The 20,229-nt window shown below is 35.7% G+C and carries 25 protein-coding genes; 17 read left to right on the top strand and 8 right to left on the bottom strand.

The window, feature by feature from the left end:
* Positions 1-166: 166 nt before the first annotated feature.
* Both ACHABW_RS06275 and ACHABW_RS06270 read right to left on the bottom strand, forming a co-directional pair.
* Complete coding sequence (locus ACHABW_RS06275) at positions 167-820, bottom strand: lytic transglycosylase domain-containing protein (protein ID WP_435754539.1); 654 nt, start codon at positions 818-820, stop codon at positions 167-169.
* A 15-nt stretch (positions 821-835) separates the two neighbouring features.
* Positions 836-1,426: a CYTH domain-containing protein gene (locus ACHABW_RS06270; protein WP_435754538.1), complete on the bottom strand. Its 591-nt coding sequence runs from the start codon at positions 1,424-1,426 to the stop codon at positions 836-838.
* A gap of 278 nt (positions 1,427-1,704) precedes the next feature.
* On the opposite strand from ACHABW_RS06270, the gene ACHABW_RS06265 reads away from it, so the two are divergent.
* The 3 genes from ACHABW_RS06265 to ACHABW_RS06255 are packed head-to-tail and all read left to right on the top strand — an operon-like array spanning position 1,705 to position 4,042.
* Positions 1,705-2,340, top strand: a complete 636-nt coding sequence (locus ACHABW_RS06265; RefSeq protein ID WP_110935115.1) for a GTP pyrophosphokinase — start codon at positions 1,705-1,707, stop codon at positions 2,338-2,340.
* Positions 2,341-2,361: 21 nt separating this feature from the next.
* Positions 2,362-3,156, top strand: a complete 795-nt coding sequence (locus ACHABW_RS06260; protein WP_110935116.1) for an NAD kinase — start codon at positions 2,362-2,364, stop codon at positions 3,154-3,156.
* Between the two features lie 13 nt (positions 3,157-3,169).
* Positions 3,170-4,042: an RluA family pseudouridine synthase gene (locus ACHABW_RS06255; protein WP_435754537.1), complete on the top strand. Its 873-nt coding sequence runs from the start codon at positions 3,170-3,172 to the stop codon at positions 4,040-4,042.
* Positions 4,043-4,058: 16 nt separating this feature from the next.
* Here the strand turns inward: ACHABW_RS06255 and prpE are convergent, their stop codons facing one another.
* Positions 4,059-4,799 carry a bis(5'-nucleosyl)-tetraphosphatase PrpE gene (gene prpE / locus ACHABW_RS06250; protein WP_435754536.1) on the bottom strand — a complete coding sequence of 247 codons (741 nt, stop codon included), beginning with the start codon at positions 4,797-4,799 and terminating at the stop codon, positions 4,059-4,061.
* Positions 4,800-5,117: 318 nt separating this feature from the next.
* Here prpE and fabI point away from each other — a divergent pair, with 318 nt between their 5' ends.
* Both fabI and ACHABW_RS06240 read left to right on the top strand, forming a co-directional pair.
* Entirely contained in the window at positions 5,118-5,900 is a 783-nt protein-coding gene (fabI, locus tag ACHABW_RS06245; RefSeq protein ID WP_435754535.1) for an enoyl-ACP reductase FabI, read from the top strand.
* A 307-nt stretch (positions 5,901-6,207) separates the two neighbouring features.
* A complete protein-coding gene (locus ACHABW_RS06240) occupies positions 6,208-6,561 on the top strand; it encodes a DUF1360 domain-containing protein (protein WP_435754534.1) in 354 nt (117 codons plus the stop codon).
* 187 nt (positions 6,562-6,748) lie between these two features.
* On the opposite strand, the gene ACHABW_RS06235 is transcribed toward ACHABW_RS06240, so the two are convergent.
* Both ACHABW_RS06235 and ACHABW_RS06230 read right to left on the bottom strand, forming a co-directional pair.
* Positions 6,749-7,423, bottom strand: coding sequence for a hypothetical protein (locus ACHABW_RS06235; RefSeq protein ID WP_435754533.1), 675 nt, complete (start codon positions 7,421-7,423; stop codon positions 6,749-6,751).
* A gap of 144 nt (positions 7,424-7,567) precedes the next feature.
* On the bottom strand, positions 7,568-8,215 hold the full coding sequence (locus tag ACHABW_RS06230) for a hypothetical protein (RefSeq protein WP_435754532.1): 648 nt from the start codon (positions 8,213-8,215) through the stop codon (positions 7,568-7,570).
* Between the two features lie 170 nt (positions 8,216-8,385).
* Here ACHABW_RS06230 and ACHABW_RS06225 point away from each other — a divergent pair, with 170 nt between their 5' ends.
* Entirely contained in the window at positions 8,386-8,898 is a 513-nt protein-coding gene (locus tag ACHABW_RS06225; RefSeq protein ID WP_435754531.1) for a hypothetical protein, read from the top strand.
* A gap of 262 nt (positions 8,899-9,160) precedes the next feature.
* Positions 9,161-9,409, top strand: a complete 249-nt coding sequence (locus ACHABW_RS06220) for a hypothetical protein (RefSeq protein WP_435754530.1) — start codon at positions 9,161-9,163, stop codon at positions 9,407-9,409.
* A 71-nt stretch (positions 9,410-9,480) separates the two neighbouring features.
* On the opposite strand, the gene ACHABW_RS06215 is transcribed toward ACHABW_RS06220, so the two are convergent.
* The gene (locus ACHABW_RS06215) at positions 9,481-10,203 is read right to left on the bottom strand and encodes a GntR family transcriptional regulator (RefSeq protein WP_435754529.1); all 723 of its coding nucleotides are present in this window, start codon (positions 10,201-10,203) and stop codon (positions 9,481-9,483) included.
* Between the two features lie 241 nt (positions 10,204-10,444).
* Here ACHABW_RS06215 and ACHABW_RS06210 point away from each other — a divergent pair, with 241 nt between their 5' ends.
* From ACHABW_RS06210 to aldA, 8 genes are all read left to right on the top strand, one after another.
* A complete protein-coding gene (locus ACHABW_RS06210) occupies positions 10,445-10,747 on the top strand; it encodes a hypothetical protein (protein WP_110937567.1) in 303 nt (100 codons plus the stop codon).
* Between the two features lie 93 nt (positions 10,748-10,840).
* Positions 10,841-12,328, top strand: coding sequence for an HD-GYP domain-containing protein (locus ACHABW_RS06205; RefSeq protein WP_435754528.1), 1,488 nt, complete (start codon positions 10,841-10,843; stop codon positions 12,326-12,328).
* A gap of 207 nt (positions 12,329-12,535) precedes the next feature.
* Positions 12,536-12,733, top strand: a complete 198-nt coding sequence (locus ACHABW_RS06200) for a cold-shock protein (RefSeq protein WP_110935127.1) — start codon at positions 12,536-12,538, stop codon at positions 12,731-12,733.
* Between the two features lie 312 nt (positions 12,734-13,045).
* Complete coding sequence (locus tag ACHABW_RS06195) at positions 13,046-13,243, top strand: cold-shock protein (RefSeq protein WP_110935128.1); 198 nt, start codon at positions 13,046-13,048, stop codon at positions 13,241-13,243.
* Positions 13,244-13,400: 157 nt separating this feature from the next.
* Entirely contained in the window at positions 13,401-14,177 is a 777-nt protein-coding gene (locus ACHABW_RS06190) for an esterase (protein WP_435754527.1), read from the top strand.
* A 435-nt stretch (positions 14,178-14,612) separates the two neighbouring features.
* Positions 14,613-14,765, top strand: coding sequence for a BH0509 family protein (locus ACHABW_RS06185; RefSeq protein WP_435754526.1), 153 nt, complete (start codon positions 14,613-14,615; stop codon positions 14,763-14,765).
* Positions 14,766-14,978: 213 nt separating this feature from the next.
* On the top strand, positions 14,979-16,040 hold the full coding sequence (locus tag ACHABW_RS06180) for an acyltransferase family protein (protein ID WP_435754525.1): 1,062 nt from the start codon (positions 14,979-14,981) through the stop codon (positions 16,038-16,040).
* 221 nt (positions 16,041-16,261) lie between these two features.
* On the top strand, positions 16,262-17,707 hold the full coding sequence (gene aldA, locus ACHABW_RS06175; protein WP_435754524.1) for an aldehyde dehydrogenase: 1,446 nt from the start codon (positions 16,262-16,264) through the stop codon (positions 17,705-17,707).
* A 78-nt stretch (positions 17,708-17,785) separates the two neighbouring features.
* On the opposite strand, the gene ACHABW_RS06170 is transcribed toward aldA, so the two are convergent.
* Positions 17,786-18,745, bottom strand: coding sequence for a D-2-hydroxyacid dehydrogenase (locus tag ACHABW_RS06170; protein WP_435754523.1), 960 nt, complete (start codon positions 18,743-18,745; stop codon positions 17,786-17,788).
* Positions 18,746-18,886: 141 nt separating this feature from the next.
* Between ACHABW_RS06170 and ACHABW_RS06165 the strand changes: the two genes are divergently transcribed.
* Together ACHABW_RS06165 and ACHABW_RS06160 are read left to right on the top strand one after the other, a co-directional pair.
* Positions 18,887-19,162, top strand: coding sequence for an autorepressor SdpR family transcription factor (locus ACHABW_RS06165; RefSeq protein ID WP_435754522.1), 276 nt, complete (start codon positions 18,887-18,889; stop codon positions 19,160-19,162).
* Positions 19,159-19,764: a hypothetical protein gene (locus ACHABW_RS06160; protein ID WP_110935134.1), complete on the top strand. Its 606-nt coding sequence runs from the start codon at positions 19,159-19,161 to the stop codon at positions 19,762-19,764. Before ACHABW_RS06165 ends, ACHABW_RS06160 begins: the two co-directional genes overlap by 4 nt.
* Positions 19,765-19,768: 4 nt before the next feature.
* Here the strand turns inward: ACHABW_RS06160 and ACHABW_RS06155 are convergent, their stop codons facing one another.
* Complete coding sequence (locus ACHABW_RS06155) at positions 19,769-20,095, bottom strand: hypothetical protein (protein WP_435754521.1); 327 nt, start codon at positions 20,093-20,095, stop codon at positions 19,769-19,771.
* Between the last annotated feature and the right edge of the window lie 134 nt (positions 20,096-20,229).

Raw genomic sequence — 20,229 nt, 5'->3', positions numbered from 1 at the left:
TTGTAGCAAGGCATCTATACTGTGGCAACAAATATGAACTATAACATGAAAATATGGTAATTTATTGCTTTATTAATGGAAGAGCAGTGTACATAACAATTTATTTGATATATAAATATTATGTGTACAAAAAAAAGTTCAATCCATAAGGATCGAACTTTTACACTTAAACATAGGATTTATTTGTTAATTGTTCATAGCTCCCCATAACCCTGGGAACATAAGCTTGGGTCTCTTTAAAAGGAGGAATTCCTCCGTGCTTGTCCACATTTCCAGGACCAGCATTATAGGCGGCTAATGCAAGAGATACATTACCGTTATATTTATCTAACATCGCTTTAATATATCGTGTGCCTCCGTCAATATTTTGCTCTGGATCATAGCTGTTTTTGACACCTAATCCTTTGGCAGTTTGAGGCATAAGCTGCATAAGTCCCTGAGCACCGGCATGACTAGTTGCTTGGGGTTTAAAACCAGATTCGTGCTTGATAATTGAATAGATGAGTTGCTCATCAACACCATGTTTATCAGCGGCCTTTTTTATTAAAGGGAGGATCTCTTTATCTTGGGAAGATTGGCTAACCATATCGGATGCAGCAATTCCCATAGATGATATTGGCTTATGCTGCAGGAGTTCATTTTGTATATGATTACTTTCCTTCATTTCGAAAGTAGAAAGTTGTTGCTGTAAAATTTGATTGAATACTCCTTCAGTAGAAGAACTGGAAGAACCAGTATTATTTAGTTTATCTAATTGAGTTTTGCCCCAGGATTGAAAGACTTGCCATTGATAATAATTATTCATGAAGTTTGTATCCATGTTTTGCTCCTCTGGTTAGTTTCTTTTTAATTTTTCTTTATAAAAACGTTCGATTTTATTTGGAGGTTCTGTCCAAGTCAAACTCCAAGATTTCAATAGATCTTCGAAAGCTTTACGACCTGCGGTTTCTTCTGTGCACTCAAATTCCATTTCAAAATCTGTGCAATTGAAATAAAAACTTTTATCTAAGACTAATAAGCCTTCAGGAAGGTTGCATTCTGTTCTTTCTGTGGTAAGTTTTCCTAAGTATTGAAGGTTAAGTTTAACAAAAGGAAGTTCTAATAAAGACTCAAGTTGATGAGAAACTTCACCACTAGGAATTGTCCCTTTTTGTTTAAGTATTTTAAATTCGTCTTCATTTAATAATTGGTGTGTTTCAAGTAAACCAATTTTATGTGGCTGTTTAAGTGTTAGGATAAACTTCTTTCCCTTATATCGGACTCTAAGTGCAGATTGTTTAGCTTGTAAGCCCATATTTTTAGTGTCAAAATAGTGGTTGACTTGTTCAAAAATAGGGGAACTATTAGGTGAATAGTATCTAAGTAACTTTGAATAAGTAAGTTCTGAAATAAGGTTTTTAAATTCGATTTCAATTTCTTGGCTCAAATTAACTCACCTTCATATTAAGAATTTATAGATCCTTATTATTATTCCATACCTCCATTGAATTAACAATCACCATTTCAACATGGTAGAGGTATATTGGTAAAGGACAAGAGACTGCTTTTTGACATATTGCAAACTAATAAAAGTAGTAGGATTGTATACATGTACTAAAGCGGTTATGCTTTCCTTATGATACCATATTTAATATGATAAAATGAGAACTAGAAAGATGCAAACAGTATAAATTTACATAAATGAAATATTGGTGGTGACTTACTATGATGGATTGGGATGTCATGCTCACTCCTTATAAACAAGCAGTAGAGGAACTTAAAATTAAACTTAAAGGAATACGTGACGAATATCAATTATCTACAAAGCATACACCAATTGAATTTGTCACTGGAAGAGTAAAACCGATTTCAAGTATTTTAGAAAAAGCAAAACGTAAACATATTTCTTTGAATGAATTGGAAGAAGAGATGCAAGATTTGGCTGGGGTTCGAATTATGTGTCAGTTTGTTGGTGACATTGATACTGTCGTTAAACTGATCACATCACGGACAGATTTTGAAATTGAAGAAGAAAGAGACTACATTAAACACGAGAAACGTAGTGGCTATCGTTCTTTTCATATGATTCTTCGCTACCCTGTTCAGACAATTGAAGGGGAGAAAAGAATCTTAGTCGAACTACAAATCCGGACGTTAGCAATGAATTTTTGGGCGACAATTGAACATTCATTACAATATAAATATTCCGGGAAAATTCCACAGGAAATAGAAGATCGACTTCAAAGGGCTGCTGAGGCTGCCTTCCAATTGGATGAGGAGATGTCCAAAATTCGGGGTGAGGTGCAAGAAGCGGAACAAATTATGTCAAAGCAAAGAGATTCACTTAGAAAAAGACCATAATTTTTGAAGGGAGATCATAATATGAAGTTTAATGTTCGTTCCAGAGGAGATAATAATTCCAATATTCTTACACAAAAAATTAAAAATTACCTTCAGGAATTTGAATTAGAAATGGATAAATCTGAGCCAGATATTGTTATCTCTGTTGGTGGAGATGGCACGCTTCTAGAAGCATTTCATGAATACAATAACAGACTTTCGGAAACTGCCTTTGTCGGTGTTCATACGGGCCATTTAGGTTTTTATGCAGACTGGAAACCAGAGGAGGTCGAAAAATTAGTCATTCATATAGCGAAGACTCCCTATAAGATCGTTGAATATCCTATTTTAGAAGTGATTGTGCGACATCACGGTGATCAAGAGCCTGAACGGTTTATGGCTTTAAATGAGTGTACTGTTAAAAGTATGGTCGGTTCACTGGTCATGGATATTGAGATTAAAGGGGACTTATTTGAAACATTCCGTGGGGACGGACTTTGTATATCTACTCCTTCTGGGAGTACTGCCTACAATAAAGCGTTGGGAGGTGCGATTTTGCATCCATCGCTATCATGTCTTCAATTAGCTGAAATGGCTTCTATTAACAATCGTGTCTACAGAACAGTAGGTTCTCCACTTGTTCTGCCGCAGCACCATACGTGCATATTAAAGCCAAAAAGTGATGTTGACTTTCAAGTAACCATCGATCATCGCACACTTGTTCAAAAAAAGGTGAAGTCTATCCAGTGCCGTGTCGCGGAAGAAACAGTTCGTTTTGCGAGGTTTCGTCCTTTTCCTTTCTGGAAACGAGTGAAAGAATCATTTATAGCAGAATGAAAAGTTGCTTAAAATGAAACTATCATGGAAGATTGCTGAGGAATTAGAAGGTATGACACTGAAAGAATTTCTTCGGAATAGTCAAGGGATTTCGAGAAAAATGCTCGCTGATGTTAAATTTAGTGGTGGACAAATAGTAGTAAATAATAAAATCGAAACGGTACGGTATGTGTTAAAAGCAGAGGATAATGTTCTCATCATTCTTCCCGCTGAACAAGTGAGTAAGAACATAGTACCTGTGAAGATCCCTTTGTCGATTATTTTTGAAGACGACCACATTATGATTGTTGATAAACCAGCCTCACTCGTTACAATTCCTACTAGGGATAATACGGAGCCTTCACTTGCTGGTGCTGTGCTTCATTATTATCAAGAAATTGGCTGGAAATCTACCTTTCATCCTCTAAACAGGCTGGATCGTGATACATCTGGATTATTACTCATAGCAAAACATCGGTTGGCACAAGGGTTATTTCGTAAACAAAAAGAAACACCTGTCAGCCGAACTTATTTAGCTATCGTTAATAAATCCATGCGATGGCGTTTCGGTACAATTATTGCGCCTATTGCAAGGAAAGAATCAAGTATTATTGAACGAGAAGTTAATGAGAAAGGAAAATATGCGCGGACTCACTATGAATGCTTAGCAACTGACAAAGACTCGACACTTGTGAAAGTTAAATTGGATACGGGCAGGACTCACCAAATTCGGGTACATATGGCTTGGCTTGGTCATCCACTTGAAGGGGATACATTATATGGAGGGACAAAAGAAAAAATGTCCCGACACGCACTACATTCCTCTGAACTATCATTTAAGCACCCGGTCACTCAGGAAAAGATGATTTTTAAAGCTAAACTTCCTTTAGACTTTCCTATATTTTGAATGTGAAAGGTTTCATTTAATTATATAAATGAAACCTTTCACTTGCGTATGGTTGATGAGAATCAACGGAAACGATCGTTAATTCGGGCCATCGAAAGGCTGTTAGCGACCCTCCAAATACACACCCTGTATCAATATTAAAAGTTTTACCGACTTTTCTAGCAGTTTTAACGGGAGTGTGGCCATAAATAATATGTGAATTGCTCGGATAGTTTGATGCCCAGTCTCTTCGAACGGGTCTCCCATCAGGAAGCGTCTCTCCTGTTATATCACCATATAATACAAATGTTTTTACGCGTTTATTCTTTTCGCCGATCATATCAGGGCGAATACCAGCATGGGCTACAACTAAGCTGCCTTGATCAAGAACTAAATATAAAGGCGACTGTTCATATACTTTTTTAAATTGATTGGAAATAGCTTTTCTGTTTTTTAATGGTAACTGCTCTAGTTCAGTAACGGTTGTTTCTAAACCATTTTTAAGTTGAACATTTCTGCCTTGGAAATACCGATACAATTTGTCACAATGGTTTCCAGGGCAATATAAAGCGTGGCCAGCTAAAATCCAGTTACACACTTGAGTTAAAACTTTAACGGAAGCAGGACCTCGGTCAGTTAAATCACCTAAAAACACAGGAATTCTAGAATCCGGGTGAGCGATGGATTTTTCTGAAACAGAATAACCAAGCTCTTGAAGAAGCTCTTCCATTTCTTTGAAACACCCGTGTATGTCACCAATTACATCATATTTTTCCATTAGTACCTCCCAGCAGACTTTTATAGATCTATAATCTCAAATTATTAGTTGAAAAACAAATTTCAACGGATCTGTAAACTGCTCGAGGAGCCTCGCGGATCATCCACGGAAAGCGAGCGGCCATTCTTCTAAACAGCCTTTCGTGATAATAAAGTTACAAATTAATCTTAAAAGACTTAGGTTTTTCAAAGACTGCAATGCAGTTTTTCTTACAGGTTATTGATTATTAACCTAATGTGACATTGACTAGGACAGGGATTGCGAGTAAAATTATGACCAAGTACTAATAACTAGTATATGCCCTGAGGAGGAAAAAGAATGAAAATTGATTTAAGTCAACGAACCTATATAGTTATGGGAGTAGCCAATAAAAGAAGTATTGCATGGGGGATTGCCCAATCTTTAGCAAAAGCAGGAGCAAAACTGGTGTTTACATACGCAGGTGAACGACTTGAGAAAAATGTTCGCGATTTGGCTAATACAATAGATAACGGACATGATCATCTCGTATTACCTTGTGATATTACAAGTGATGAAGAGATTGAAAAGACATTTACTGATATTAAAGGTAAGATTGGTACGATTCATGGTATCGCTCACTGTATAGCCTTTGCGAATAAAGAGGAACTTGATGGAGAATATTTAAATACGACAAGAGAAGGATTTTTGTTGTCCCAAAACATAAGTGCCTATTCTTTGACAGCCGTAACGAAAGCAGCTCGACCGTTAATGGTTGAAGGCGGAAGTATTGTTACCCTCACTTATTTAGGTGGAGAACGTGTCGTGAAGAACTACAATGTAATGGGTGTTGCAAAGGCAAGCCTCGATGCAAGTGTAAAATATTTAGCAAATGATCTCGGAAAGGAAAATATTAGAGTGAATTCTATTTCAGCAGGACCTATTCGTACACTGTCAGCAAAAGGTATTGGCGGATTTAATGAAGTATTAAAAGAAATAGAAGCGAAGTCCCCTCTAAAACGGACGGTGACGACAGAAGAAGTCGGTGATACTGCGTTATTCTTAATGAGCGACTTGTCTAAAGGAATAACAGGAGAGATGCTGCATGTAGATAGCGGCTATCATGTAACAGGTCTTATGTAAGAATGTTAGTAAATTCTGAAGTACAGAAAGTCCCCACGAATTGTTTTTACAATTCGTGGGGACTTTTTTTGAGCCCATAATTTATAAAATGTTAAGTTTAGAGATTGCTGTATCCTTTCGGACAGAGTGGGGGGATCCGCCCTAGTTTATCCAAAGTGAGATGGAGAGATCATTTTGAATGGATTCAGTTGACGGAAGCTGATACTGTTCATAACCATTTCATCTATTTCTTTCAATGTAGGTATTTTATGAAATCCTTTCTCAGTCTGAACATATTGTAAAGAGTAAGAGAAAGGAGTAATAAATCATGGAGATATCTTGGCTTCATTTAGTTTTATTAGGGTTAGCGGTTTTCCGGATAACTCATTTAGTTATTTATGACAAAATCACAGAAAGGTTTCGTGGGAAATTTCTTGAAGAAAAAGAAGTAGTAAATGAAGAAAGTGGCGAATTGGAATGGCTTATCTTAGCAAAAGGGAGAGGAGTTCAAAAATTTCTTGGTCAGTTATTTATATGCCATTGGTGTTTATCCATATGGGTCTCTTTTGTTTTCACTGGGATGTATTGGATCTTTCCGGAGATAACGATTATTTTAGCATTTACCTTGTCTATAGCTGCTATTGCAGCAGTGATAGATGAAATTTATGTTACTTATTTTTAATTTATTTTTATAAATTAGAAAAATGCAACGTGAATTTTCGCCATTCCGAGTAGCACCTTTGAAATACGTGTAGGTGTACTCGGGAAAAAAGGGGAGGACCCTTGATATGTGTGGCGTAAGGAGAGCTATCAACTTACCTCTTAAAAGAGGACCTTTTCATGAAACATTAACAAGAGGTGCTTTTAGGTTATTTGTAATAGAATGAGATGGATGTGTCGGATTTGATTCCATGAGGTATTTGAACTGCATAGAAAAATGCGTCAACGACGTAACGGGAATGATCTTCTTGTGGAGAGAAAGTAAAGTCAAATTGTTGAAAGCTTGCAGTCTCCCCAGGTTCAATTTTCTTTACGTGCATCGGTTTGAGCCAATGTTCGCCTTTATCTGCTACAACATCCTTCCAATTTTCTTGAATATACTGCCACTTTTCAAGAGGCGCAAGCATATTTGAAAAACTAGTATCATCTTTTTTATAATCTATTTTCCCTCCTAATTGTACGTTAGTGGAGGGAGAGACCTTAAAACAAATAAATGGATCTACTAGAGTCACCGTACCAGTGTTTTTAAAGTGATAATGCCCAATGGCGTGAATAGTAGGATCGCTTTCTTTTGCGTCCTTGGGAAGAAAAAGCGTATAGGATAAAAAGGCATGGGCACTTATCTCAGATCCTTGTGGTTTCTTTGCCTGTTCCTCTTCTATTTTTAAATCTTCTTCTAACTTTTCTTTGTCCAGACGCCGTTCTAGCTTTTTTATACGACTTTTATACTTTTGCATTTCAGAACGGTAATAGAGAAGATGCTGTTTTAACTGAATGGATGTAAACCTAGTATTATTTATAGTGAAAAGAGGATCTTCTTCCATGATATAAACTTCCCTCCTAGTTTTAATAATTAATGATACGTATGCAACTAGATTGGAAAGAAGAAGTAAAAAAGAGGATGTTTCATAAGGTTATGGAAGACCTTATGAAACATCCTTGGATAAAAGACGGCTATGCCGTTTTTCTTATTTAGACTCTGCTGGGAATATTTGAGGACATTGCTTTGGAAATGGAATTTCATCACATACGTGATCAACCGGTAAAACAATATCATTTCTAGGTCGGCATATTTTTCCTTCAACTTCCATGATGACATCTGCTGATACTTGAACGGATTGACAAATCAAAAGAGAGAGAGATAATTCAAAGTCACCATTATCATTATCTACACATAGTAATGCGCCGCTTCCTCCGGCATCATATACTTCACAAGAGATTTCCGTCGATTCAGGAGCGCATAAAATAAAGCGTTCGAAGAAGCAGACGTTCACAGGACTAGAAGTAAGAGTTCGTTCTTTCCCTTTGTGTTCTCCTGCAAGGACTACTTGAAATGTTCCTTGCTTCTTAATGCGTACTTCTTGAAGTTCCAATTCTAATTCGGGAAGATATACATCTTGTCTAGAACCTACTTGATCACACTCAATATCAACATTCTTAATATCTACCTCCACATCATCGGGATCATCAAAGAACTCGCACGGATTAATTTCTGATTTTCTGCCATCGAAAAAGTTAATATCATCTTGATCAAAGTCAAAAGTCTTTTCGATTCTACGCGTAACCCAGTCAAACAATTTATCTGCTCTAATACATAGAGGCGCAAATTTTTCCATATGGAGAAACATCCTTTCTTTCTTAGTATTTATTCAAGTGACTACTTCAGTTTATGAATTAGGCGTAAATTTGTGCAGGAATAGGGCGCAATCTTCTTATAGGAAAGTTATGAGACAAATGAACATATACATATGAACGAGAATAGGATCAATACCTAGGAGGGATTTATATGGATAAAAGTAATGCCGGTCAATCAGATAAAGTTCAACTGCAGCAACAAATAATATATTTCAAGTCGGAGCTAGTAAAGTATATGAAGAAAGTCGAGAAACTCGAAAACAATTACCAAGTGAATATGATGAAAGCGTTAGAGGAGAAATACGATAATGCCCTGGCAAAGAATGAGACGTTAGAAAAAAGCAATCGTGCTTTGTTTCAAGAGAAGCAAACGTGCAGAAAACAATTAACTGAAAAAGATAAACTTTTAGAAAAAATGAAAGAACACCTGCATAGCACTCAATCGGAATTAAATCGATTGAAAGAAGAAATGAATAGCTCAGAGAAAAGAGATCCTAAAGGTGACGAAGAAGAAAATCAAGTTGCAAAAACAGAAATAGCTACAGAAGATAACGAAGAATCTGAGGTCGTTCCTTTGGCAAAAAAGTACGATCAATTTTTTCAATCCTATCAAGCATCTTTTCGAGAAGAAGAAAGCAAAAATTCAGCAAAGAAGAAGAACTAAAACCGAGTACTTCACTCATTATCTCGTTCCATCATAACTTAGAGATAAAGGAGTGAGTGAAGGAAATGGTTAGAACAATAATTAGCAGAACGAAAACAACATCAAGTAAGAAGAAAGATAACGGGAAGCTTAGAACGCGGCCTTTAAAGGTAAAGAAAAAAAAGCCATCTTGTGGCTGTGGAAAGAAATTAAAAAGAGATTAATAAATAGGATTATAAATAAGGATGAGGGGTATAGGTTAATATAGAAAGAGGTGATCTCAATGGGTTATATTCCTCCATTAAGAGATGAACAGACAATGATTTACGGCAGTCGGCAGTCTTACCCCTCACCTTTAATAAAGGGACCAGACCCTGCGGAGCGGGTGGAATTTTTTGAAGCCCTGAAGCAACACTCGAAGCAAGGGAAATATTTTGAACGAAATGAATCTAAAGAGAGATTACTTATGATTGCCAAACAGCATGAAAATAAGTTTGTTGGTAAAGGTGAAATGTTTGATCAGTCGATATAACTAAAGACTATTTTTAGCAAGGGCATGGAAAAAGTTGAGTTTCACTTTTTCCATGCCCTTTTGACATCACGCTATCGTTTCATATCAATCATAAAGCGGTAACGATCAGCTCGATAGACGGATTTAACAAATTCTAGTGGTGTACCGTCATCTAAATAAGTTGTTCGTTGAATGAGGAGAACGGGATCTCCGGTTTTCATATGCAATAACTTTTTTTCCTCGGAGTTTATAATGGAAGACTCAATTAATTGTGTTGCATGATCAATGTTTAGGTTCAGCGTTGATTCAAAGTATTCATACAGTGATGTGTGTGCGATCTCTTCAGTTATTCCTTCAATTCTGTGTTTCGAGACAAATGTTGTTTCAAGTGCAATTGGGAAGTTATCCGCTAATCGAATGCGCTCAATTTTATACACGGATTCACTGTTTTTAATATCTAAAGCATGTGCGACCTCTTCTGATGCAGGAAGTATAGAGAATTCGACGAGCTCATTACTTGGTACCATTCCTCTTCGTTTCATATCTTCTGTAAAACTCGTTAAACCGGGAAGAATCTGTTCGAATTTTTTCTGGGATACGAATGTTCCGGTACCTTTTTTACGATATACATATCCATTGCTAACCAGGTTTGAAATAGCCTGTCGGACCGTCATTCTGCTTATTTTAAAAGTTTCTGCATATTCACGTTCTGATGGAAGGAGATCACCTGATTTAAGGGATCCTTCCTCTATTTCTGTTTTTATTCTTTCTTCCAGTTGATGATAAATTGGTATGGGGGAGCTTTTATTTATCATGGTAAACACTCCTGACATGTATTGTAATATAGACCACTATTCCAGCATGAGTGTATCATAAATTGCTTTTGAAAAACTAGATAACGCCTCTATATAGATGATTACTGGTGCTGGTTGCCTCCATGTTTATTTAAAATTACTATCGAAACAAACAGCAAATGATTGTAGGATTTTAGGAAGACGTTATAATAGGTAGTAATGACAATAAAAACATATGGAGGATATGAAACCAATGGATAAAATGGATAAAAAGGAAATAGAAGACCAAATTATACAAAACTATCGGAAAGAAGAACAAATGATGATACTTGTGTTTGCTCAGTGGTGCGTAAACCATGATCTGGAGCCGATGGATTTATATACAAAAGCTTATCCTGAACAAGTAAACAATCCGTCTCTTCAGCAAGGTATTGATTTAACTGTCTCGAAGGAGGAGGCTGGGGAAATACACGACGATACGTTATTAGGAGTTCTTGAAATGTTTGGTAATGACGATTTAGCATTTGTGGTTACCGAAGAGATTGAAAAAAGAAAGAAAATATAAGGTAGCAAAAAAATATCAGTTTTAAAACCGGTACTAATTTGTTCATTCTCGCATTCATAAAATTTTAGGTCGTTTAACGTTGGAGGATATCCGTTGAGAGAATTCCAGAATTTCCAGAAAAAATTGTTTTTTAATTATATAATTGGATCTATCATAGCAGTGTTCGGTGTAGGAAGTGTTTTTATATTCCATACCTTGGATTTATCATCTCTCGAGATTAGATATTTACTTTTTATAATGGCAGTTTCGGGAATTATTATGATTGTTGGGGAGTTTGCCCTTTATCGAAAGCATATTAAGCCATTAAGGGAATTTTTCAAATTAGAAAACCCTCAAAAGAAAGATTTTGATCATGCATACGTTACGACACATCGGTTTCCAATGCTAACTGTGAAAAGAATTTTAGGGCCGCATTTGTTAGGTCTATCCATTCCGGCTTCAGTGATGACCTATTTATTCATATATACTGATCTGATTAATTTAGATTATTATTATATAGGTTTAGCTTGGGCTGGAGCTATTCTTATTGCAGTTATGCACGCTCTCATTGAGTTTTTCCTTACATATAATATGTGTCAGAAGATGGCTCAAAAGATTGAAGGTTTGGCAAGACGTACAATTGGAGAATCGCTGACAATTGAAGGGAAGTACTTCTTAAGTATTCGCAGAAAACTTTTGGTTAGTACGTTATTTACAGCAACTTTTCCCGTTTCTTTATTTATTTTAGCTTCACAAATCAGAGCAGTAGAAAATTATTCCGCACAAAGCGAAAATTATTGGAGTTGGGCGTCTTTAATCGTAGTCATCATTTTGGGGGTGTCTATATGTGGGGCTGTCTTACTTTATTCAAGCATCCAAGAGCCAATTCAGTCACTGCGAAGTAGTTTTGATTTAGCAAGAGATGGACATTTCGAGGAAATGGAGAACTCATACTCCGATGAATTCGCCAGTCTTATTACAGGATATAATCATATGATTCGAGGTATACAGGAAAGAGATGATCGAAATGATCAGTTATTATCGAGTTTCTTTTCAGTGATAGCGGCTACTCTGGATGCCAGGGATCCTTATACTGCAGGTCACTCTACGAGGGTAGCTGACTATGCTGTTAAAATTGCTGAAAAGGCAAGATTCACGTCTAAGCAAACAGACTTATTAAAAAAATCGGCTTTACTTCATGACATTGGAAAAATTGGAATTCGTGACAAAATATTGTTAAAAGAAAGTAGATTGACAGATGCGGAGTTTACCGTGATTAAACAGCATCCTATCATAGGAGCTAATATACTGGAGCAGGTTTTGCTTCCGGAAGAATTAAAACCGATATTACCAGGCGTTAAATATCATCATGAAAGGATGGATGGACTTGGTTATCCGGAAGGTCTTACGGGAGATGAAATACCTCTGTTTGGACGCGTGCTTGCAGTAGCGGATGCCTTTGATGCTATGACATCAGACCGTCCTTATGTGAAAGGAATGCCTTTCTCAAAAGCGCTGGATATCATTGAGTCTGGAAAAGGAACACAATGGGATCCTTATTTTGCTAGTTTATTTCTAGAGATAATGGGGAAAGATAACTAGTAAAGAGCCTTAAAATACACTGTTTAAAACAATATGTATTAAAAGGTTTCTTTTTCTTGGTAGCTATGCTACACTAAGATTAACTTATTGACGTTCGGATATGACTGAAAGAGAAAAGCTTTAAAAAGTGATTTTCCTCTGGAACGAATAAATGAAGAGCTCAAATAGTAATAAAACGTGGGCAACACCCACACAGGAGGAATTTCCATGACAGAAGGAACAGTAAAATGGTTTAACGCAGAAAAAGGTTTCGGTTTTATCGAAGTTGAAGGACAAGACGACGTATTTGTTCACTTTTCCGCTATTCAAGGTGAAGGTTTCAAATCACTTGAAGAAGGTCAAGCAGTAACTTTCGATATCGAAGAAGGACAACGTGGCCCACAAGCTGCTAACGTTCAGAAGTAATAAACTTAATAGATCCCTTTAGGGGTCTATTAAATTCAAAATATAGCACAGTACTCAAAGAAAATTTCTTACAGAAATCTTTCTTTGAGTAAATGATTACTACGGAAATCTTTAATAATTCACTCCAATATATGGAGATTTATATTTGATTTCTTATAACATTATGCTATACTATAATTAGCTAGTTATTGTTCGGTAGTATGACTGTAAGAAGAAATGGCTTTTTATAAAGTGATTTTTCTCTTGAGTGTATATGAGGAACAAAAATAGTAATACAAATTGTGGGAAAACCCCACGCAGGAGGATTTATTCATGGCACAAGGAACAGTTAAATGGTTTAATGCAGAAAAAGGTTTTGGTTTTATCGAAGTTGAAGGACAAGACGACGTTTTTGTTCACTTCTCCGCTATTCAAGGTGAAGGTTTCAAATCACTTGAAGAAGGACAAGCAGTAACTTTCGATATCGAAGAAGGACAACGTGGCCCACAAGCTGCTAACGTTCAAAAGTAATAGCAATGAAAAAACTCCACAATTGTGGAGTTTTTTTATATTATTTTAATCTAGATGAAATTACATATTAAACTGCAATGAATATTTGTTATTTATTTTTGCATGATTAAAGGAGTTATAACAGGGAAACAAATTAAATGATTACGGGGTGGCCTAATTGATCATAGTAGAAAATAGAAAGTTTGCAAATATTTCCTCATTACATATAGTGAAACAGAAAAATATCGATGTGCAGCAACCTTTACTTATTTTTTGGCATGGTTTTACAAGTATGAAAGAAGATAATTTGCAATATGCTTATTTATTAGCCGAAGAAGGATTCCGAGTAATTCTGCCTGATGCAGTTCATCATGGTGAAAGACAAAATGGATTATCCAATAATCAAAGAGAGTTATCTTTTTGGGAGATTGTAATTCAGAGCATTTATGAGTCCGAAAAAATTAAAGTAGATCTTAATAACTACTTTCCATTTGAGAAAAACGATGTTTCAATGGCTGGCATATCCATGGGAGCAATTATAACTCTAGGTGCTTTGACTCAATACGACTGGATTAAGAGAGCGGGTTCATTGATGGGAACCCCGGCATATACTGATTTTGCATTAATGCAAATACAGCATATAAAACAGGCCTCTATGTCTTTACCTATTTCTGAAGAGGAGTTGACAGGAAGGGTAAAACAGTTAAAAGACTTTGACTTATCACTGAAACCTGATCTTATAAAAGATAAGGAACTATTTTTCTGGCATGGTGAAAAGGATAGTGTAGTTCCAATACAAGGAGTTAAATTATTTTTAGAAGAATTTAGTGACTTAAGTCATATTCAAGTTGAAATTGATGCTGATGCCGGTCATAACGTATCTAGAGAAGGAATTTCATCCTTCATTACCTGGATGAAAGGGCAAAAAACACCAGTAAATGAAATGAGTTCATAATTAGCATAGTGGATATAAAAAAGAGCGAAGGCATTTTTTAAATGGCTTCGCTCTTTTTGTTTCGATTCTAAAAAACAGTTTGAAAAAATCGAAGAAACGAAGGCGGTGCCCCCCCAAGACGGGAAAAGCTGCTCAAGTGCCCGCATGTACGAGTTTTACTTAACAAGTGAGGCGCTCTCTCGGTTGTCCCTGCGGATGTCGCTTAAGAGGAAGAGATTCAGTCATTTCGTGTGGAGACTGAATCTTTGCTCGCGGCAAGCTTACGCCAAGATCGAATTCGATATCCAGTAAAACAAAAATCCAGTAGTAGTATATCTCTTTAAAAACAACGTTCAAAAGAATTTATAAAAAAACTGTTGACGTTAATTCTTTAACTGTTATATAATACAATTAATTAATAAATAACTGTATTAAAACAGAAACGGAGATGATGATATGCAAAGGCAAGAACGAGAAAACATGATAAAATTTCTTTCAAGTGTAAGGGTTATTTCCATGGAAAAGCTAATGGTTTTGACGGATGAGGATGTAGAACATCTATATTCTAGGGCCTATAGCACTCACGAAGCATATGAAGAAATTATTTAGTTTACGATCAAAAAAATGCCCACTTAGGGTGTTTTTTTGTTTTAATAGTAAAAAACACAAATAACAGCTTTGTTATGAACTCAGTATAAAAAGACATAAAAAAGTTAAAAATATTAGAAGGGCAAGGAATTTCTCAGTTTGTATCATAGTTTGGAAAGTAAATTTTTGTTTATGTAAGGTGTTATCTTAAGGTAGCTTTGCATGTTGTAGGAGTTGTTTGATATAACCACACCACGAATTATCTATGAAGCGTATTGGTTACGTACATTTGCATGTACCGCAGTGGTTTTAACACATACAGTTAATGCTACTTTGGATCATTACAGTGCATCAATTCTGCAATGGGAAGAGTATGCTCTGATTTTTATTAGGTTTGTCATGTTTTTCGGAACACCTACCTTTGTTTTTCTATCTGAGTTGTTGTTGGCACACGCCTATCCAAATGGAGTTCCAAAAGGTTTTTTTATGAAAAGAATTAACTTTTTACTTTTACCGTTTACGTTTATGGCATTTGTATATGCAGTGATCATTGGTGATACAGTTCTAGAATCATTACTATTATTTTCAAAAAATTTAGCAGGCGGTTATACAGGGTATTTTGTATTAGTGATCCTACAATTTTATGTCTTACATGTCTTGTTACATCGTTTTTTAAGTCGCTGGTCTCCTAAAATCATTCTTCCAGTTGCCTTAATCATAAGCATGATATATTTAGCATTCTTTAATTTCTCTGATGCACCTTCTACTTCATTAGGAGAATACTTTTGGCTAAGAGGATATTGGCTTCCTTTTGTTGGATGGTTATTTTATTTTGCTTTAGGATATTATTGTGGTAAAAATTTCAACAAAGTGAAAAATAAGATACAACAATACCGATTATTAGTTCTCTCGTGTACATTTATTATGCTAGTCATCATAATGGTATCAGTCAGGATGGATTTTTTGGATGTTGTGTCTTCTAAAAGAGTAGATTATCTCTTGTTTACAACCGGTGTTATCTTTACGATAATTATGTTTACCTCTAAAATAAAAAAAACACCCAGAATTATTCTTTTCATTAGCAAATACTCTTTTACAATTTACTTAACTCATAAAGTTTACTTGATTTATTTGCCTGAAATCCCAAATTTACATCCATTTTTGTATTTTATATTTTCAACCGTGGTTGCTTTTGTAGTATCTATCATGGTGGCAAGTATTTTATATAAATATAAATATACGAAGTATTTAATAGGAAAACCGTTGCCTGTTCCTGAAAAAAGTAATTACACATGAAAGGTTGTGTCGGAAGGTCTGTAGAGGCTTCAGACAGAGCCTTTTAAGTAGTTGTTTGAACAAAATCAGAGAAAGAAAGCGGTAATTCTTACAAACAAGTTTTCATAATAATAAGGCATCAAAATATAAAATAATCCTCCTTTGAATTGCTTATTAGTTTAGACATTCAACATAAGTGGAAGAAGAAAACTAATATCATCACATTTATTAGGAGGTATACAATGAATGTTCATCCACTCTATATAAATGGAGAATATACGAAATCATCAACAAATGAAGTCATTGATATAATAAATCCATCGACGGAGGAAGTAATCTCTCGCATTTATGATGGAACGGTAGAAGACGTAGACCAGGCGGTTATGGCAGCTGATCGAGCTCAAAAAAGCTGGGGATTAACCCCGTCCATTGAAAGAGGCAAAATTGTTAGGCTATTGGGAGAGAAATTAGCCAAAAAAAAAGATTTGTTTGTCAATTTATTAATCGAAGAGCAAGGGAAAAGCTTTCAAGATGCAAACGGAGAATTAGATTTAGCAATAGATTATTTTCAATATATGTCCGAATGGGCTCGACGGATTGAAGGCGAGATCTTACCAAGTGACAGAAGCAATGAGAACCTGTTTATTTTCAAGAAACCGATAGGAGTAGTAGGGGGAATTATTCCTTGGAACTTCCCGGTCTTTATACTAGCTAGAAAAGTAGCTACTGCACTTATTGCTGGCTGTACGATTGTCATTAAACCTAGTCAGCAAACACCAAATACGGCTGCAGAATTCACTAAACTTATTGATGAAACGGATTTGCCAAAAGGTGTTTACAACTTTATCACCGGGAAAGGATCGACACTTGGGAATGCATTGGCTTCTCATAAGAAGGTAAGTATGATCACGATGACTGGAAGTGTCCCAGCTGGTGTTAAGGTAATGGAGGCAGCGGCTCAGAATATTACAAAAGTTAATTTAGAATTAGGTGGTAAGGCTCCAGCGATCGTTTCGAAATATGCAAACCTGGATGTGGCTGTTGAAAGTATAAAACAATCAAGACTAACGAATTCTGGCCAGGCTTGTACAAATGCGGAGCGAGTTTATGTTCATGAGGATGTCGCAGAGGAATTTACTAAAAAAATGGTATCAGCTTTGAAAAAGGCAACCTATGGTAATCCTCAGGAAAATAAGAAAGCAGATATAGGACCGCTCATTAGCAAAGAACATATGGAATCGGTTTATCAGATGGTTCTTCGCGCAAAAGAAGATGGTGGTAATATCGAAGTTGGAGGTAAGCCTGCGAATGTTGAAAAAGGCTTTTTCTTTGAACCGACTGTCATAACGAATGTAAATCAAGAGATGGAAATTATTCAAGAGGAAATATTTGGCCCTGTTTTACCAATAATGACTTATAAAGAGTTTGATGATGCAATTGATATGGCAAATGACTCTGATTATGGACTATCCTCATCCATTTATACTGACAATATTCATGAAGCTATGAGAGCTGCGAATGAGTTATCATTCGATGAGACTTTTGTAAACCGGGAAAACTTTGAAGCTGTGCAAGGGTATCATGCTGGTGTTCGTCAATCAGGACTTGGAGGCGCGGATGGAAAACATGGTTTACATGATTTCCTTGTGACTCATACAGTGTACATGGAGTATAACTCGAATAAATAATTGTTAGAAACTATGGCAAAAGATTAGTTATATCTTTTGCCATAGTTTTTATTCAAGAACTATAATAATAACTTAATTCTAATACCCCTTTTTAAAATCGACTAAATTGATAGAAGGTTTACTACTGTTAACATAATCTCGAAGGTTAGGAATAAAAATTTCTTCTATAAGTCGTTGATCGTATACGTTTGTTGAACCTGATGTATGTGGAGTCACAATGACGTTTTCCATTTCCCATAAAGGATTATCGGAGGGAAGAGGTTCGAACTCAAAAACATCTAATCCGGCTCCGGAAATATGTTTTTCTTTTAATGCTAGAATTAAATCCTTCTCAACTATAATATTTCCCCGTCCTATATTAATAATAAATGATGTAGATTTCATCATATCAAATTCCTTTTCACCGATTAATCCGGCGGTAGAATCCGTGAGGGGGAGTGTAATAACTACATAGTCACAGCGAGGAAGAACTTCATGTAAGTCTTTTAAAGTAAACATTTCATCAACGTATTCATGATCTTTCATTGAATTTCTAACTCCTAGTACATGCATACCAAATGCTTTTGAAATCTTTGCGGTTTCGCCACCAATTGCCCCAACACCTAGAATACCAATTGTTTTTCCGTGTAACTCCAGTCCCATATTTTCATGATGCCACTTTTTTGATTGCTGATTTCTAACATAAGTATGTATTTTTCTAGTTAGAGAAAGCAATAAGCCGAAGATTGTTTCTGAAATAGGAAAAGAGTGAACACCATTTGCACTTGTTACTGTGATTCCTTTATCTTTTAAGCTGTCTAACGGTAGGCTGTTCACACCGGCACTCCACGTTTGCAACCACTTTAAGTTTGTATTGCCTTCTAATGTTTCTTGCATGTCCTTTTTCCAACCTGCAATAATTTCTGCATTTTCGAGATCAGGCTTCCAAATCGATGATTTTTTGCCGATAACCAATGTCCAATCTGGTACGACTTCTTGTACTTTTTGAACTAAGTTTTCATTTAAATTTTGAGTAATTACTAACTTTTTCCTAGCCATATCATTAGCCTCCTATTAAAAGGTGTCTCTTTATTTTAGCAGACTTTATAAATCTTGAATCATTTCACTTGAAATATTTTGGATATACGTTATAATTCAGTAAATAAGTAATTACTTAATTAATTAAGTAGAGGTGAGGATTTGGTTAGTAATAATCTCTATAAAGCATTATCAGACGAAAACAGAAGAAAAATGCTGGACATTTTATTAGATGGGGATAAAACAGTTGGAGAAATAGCTGCATATTTTGAGATGAGCAAACCAGGAATATCTCAACATCTCGCTGTACTGAAAAATGCTGATTTGGTATATTCCCAAAAAAAGGGGCAATATGTTTATTATTCATTAAATACGACTGTATTTCAGGAAATGATGAAATGGATCATGCGTTTTCAAATAAAGGAGCGTAAAACATGAGAATTTTTTTAATATGGTTTTTAACGATCATCTCATTTGGCACAGGGGCATATGTTTTTTTTAACGGAGGCAACGGAATGAGTTTTGGATTATTGTGGGTGATTGCTTTTATTCATCCTTTAACGATGCTCCTATTAAATATTCAACTACACGTAATGCCTAAAATGAGGAAAATAAAAGTATACTATTTACGATATAAAAAAGGGTTTGAGAATATTTTTTTAGCTCTAACGTTCGTTCTGTTAATTATTCATATTAATGTCATTTTAAAAGTATTTGGGTATGATATAAACTTACTCCAACTTGTACCCATTTGTGTAGGATTGGTGTTGATTACAACCGCTAACACACTTCCTCGGTTTGTCGTTGAAAAAGGCGATAAGCAGAAGATTTCAGTGTTGTGGTCGAACTACTGGAATTCGGTTATTCGACCAATTTCTGTTCTTTTATTTATTGGTGGGATTGCGATATTTTTGACTGTGTTTTTACCTGATGCAAATATGATATTTGGTTTTTTTGTCGTGTTAAGTGTAGTGATAGCTTGTATGATTTATCAATCATCAAAAATCATCCAGCGCGTAATTAACGGCAACGAAGGATAATACTTTAGCGTTGATTTCTACTCCTGACAGCAATGATACCTCCAAATGCAATAAAGAGAAACGGGATCAATCCAAATGGTCCAATGAATACAGGGATAGCAATTCCGGAAATGATCATAATCCAGCCACCCAGTTTTGGTTTTTGCCTTACTAGAACAGAAGCAACGATGGCGATGGTACTAAATGACATGGCCGCCATGGCCATTCCTGTAGCAAAGGGTTCACCGTAAGCAGCTTCATCTGCCGTGCCGCTAAAAAGTGCATATGAAATGTAGATAAACCCAAGACTACCACCAATGATTCCTAAATATAATGACGTTTTACTGTTCATCTTATCGACTCCTTTACACCGAGTCTTGTTAGTTTTTTCAAGAATCAATATTAATATTCTTTCTGATACTATATAATGTATTTTTTGATTTAATGTCGTATGCGGTGAAAACATGAAGAAGCGAATGGAGCTTG

Source organism: Salipaludibacillus sp. CF4.18 (genome assembly GCF_051262595.1).
Taxonomy (GTDB): Bacteria; Bacillota; Bacilli; order Bacillales; family Salisediminibacteriaceae; genus Salipaludibacillus; species Salipaludibacillus neizhouensis.
Note: the sequence above shows the minus strand (reverse complement) of the source record. Positions and strands in the feature narration are given on the sequence as shown.

What these genes read in the sequence shown, in the direction of transcription:
- ACHABW_RS06225 (WP_435754531.1), top strand. Translation starts at nt 8,386, where the DNA reads ATGGATAAAAGTAATGCCGGTCAATCAGATAAAGTTCAACTGCAGCAA.
- ACHABW_RS06240 (WP_435754534.1), top strand. Translation starts at nt 6,208, where the DNA reads ATGGAGATATCTTGGCTTCATTTAGTTTTATTAGGGTTAGCGGTTTTC.
- aldA (WP_435754524.1), top strand. Translation starts at nt 16,262, where the DNA reads ATGAATGTTCATCCACTCTATATAAATGGAGAATATACGAAATCATCA.
- fabI (WP_435754535.1), top strand. Translation starts at nt 5,118, where the DNA reads ATGAAAATTGATTTAAGTCAACGAACCTATATAGTTATGGGAGTAGCC.
- prpE (WP_435754536.1), bottom strand. Translation starts at nt 4,799, where the DNA reads ATGGAAAAATATGATGTAATTGGTGACATACACGGGTGTTTCAAAGAA.
- ACHABW_RS06220 (WP_435754530.1), top strand. Translation starts at nt 9,161, where the DNA reads ATGGGTTATATTCCTCCATTAAGAGATGAACAGACAATGATTTACGGC.
- ACHABW_RS06170 (WP_435754523.1), bottom strand. Translation starts at nt 18,745, where the DNA reads ATGGCTAGGAAAAAGTTAGTAATTACTCAAAATTTAAATGAAAACTTA.
- ACHABW_RS06275 (WP_435754539.1), bottom strand. Translation starts at nt 820, where the DNA reads ATGGATACAAACTTCATGAATAATTATTATCAATGGCAAGTCTTTCAA.
- ACHABW_RS06230 (WP_435754532.1), bottom strand. Translation starts at nt 8,215, where the DNA reads ATGGAAAAATTTGCGCCTCTATGTATTAGAGCAGATAAATTGTTTGAC.
- ACHABW_RS06185 (WP_435754526.1), top strand. Translation starts at nt 14,613, where the DNA reads ATGCAAAGGCAAGAACGAGAAAACATGATAAAATTTCTTTCAAGTGTA.
- ACHABW_RS06255 (WP_435754537.1), top strand. Translation starts at nt 3,170, where the DNA reads ATGAAACTATCATGGAAGATTGCTGAGGAATTAGAAGGTATGACACTG.
- ACHABW_RS06210 (WP_110937567.1), top strand. Translation starts at nt 10,445, where the DNA reads ATGGATAAAAAGGAAATAGAAGACCAAATTATACAAAACTATCGGAAA.
- ACHABW_RS06155 (WP_435754521.1), bottom strand. Translation starts at nt 20,095, where the DNA reads ATGAACAGTAAAACGTCATTATATTTAGGAATCATTGGTGGTAGTCTT.
- ACHABW_RS06215 (WP_435754529.1), bottom strand. Translation starts at nt 10,203, where the DNA reads ATGATAAATAAAAGCTCCCCCATACCAATTTATCATCAACTGGAAGAA.
- ACHABW_RS06160 (WP_110935134.1), top strand. Translation starts at nt 19,159, where the DNA reads ATGAGAATTTTTTTAATATGGTTTTTAACGATCATCTCATTTGGCACA.
- ACHABW_RS06195 (WP_110935128.1), top strand. Translation starts at nt 13,046, where the DNA reads ATGGCACAAGGAACAGTTAAATGGTTTAATGCAGAAAAAGGTTTTGGT.
- ACHABW_RS06260 (WP_110935116.1), top strand. Translation starts at nt 2,362, where the DNA reads ATGAAGTTTAATGTTCGTTCCAGAGGAGATAATAATTCCAATATTCTT.
- ACHABW_RS06200 (WP_110935127.1), top strand. Translation starts at nt 12,536, where the DNA reads ATGACAGAAGGAACAGTAAAATGGTTTAACGCAGAAAAAGGTTTCGGT.
- ACHABW_RS06265 (WP_110935115.1), top strand. Translation starts at nt 1,705, where the DNA reads ATGATGGATTGGGATGTCATGCTCACTCCTTATAAACAAGCAGTAGAG.
- ACHABW_RS06235 (WP_435754533.1), bottom strand. Translation starts at nt 7,423, where the DNA reads ATGGAAGAAGATCCTCTTTTCACTATAAATAATACTAGGTTTACATCC.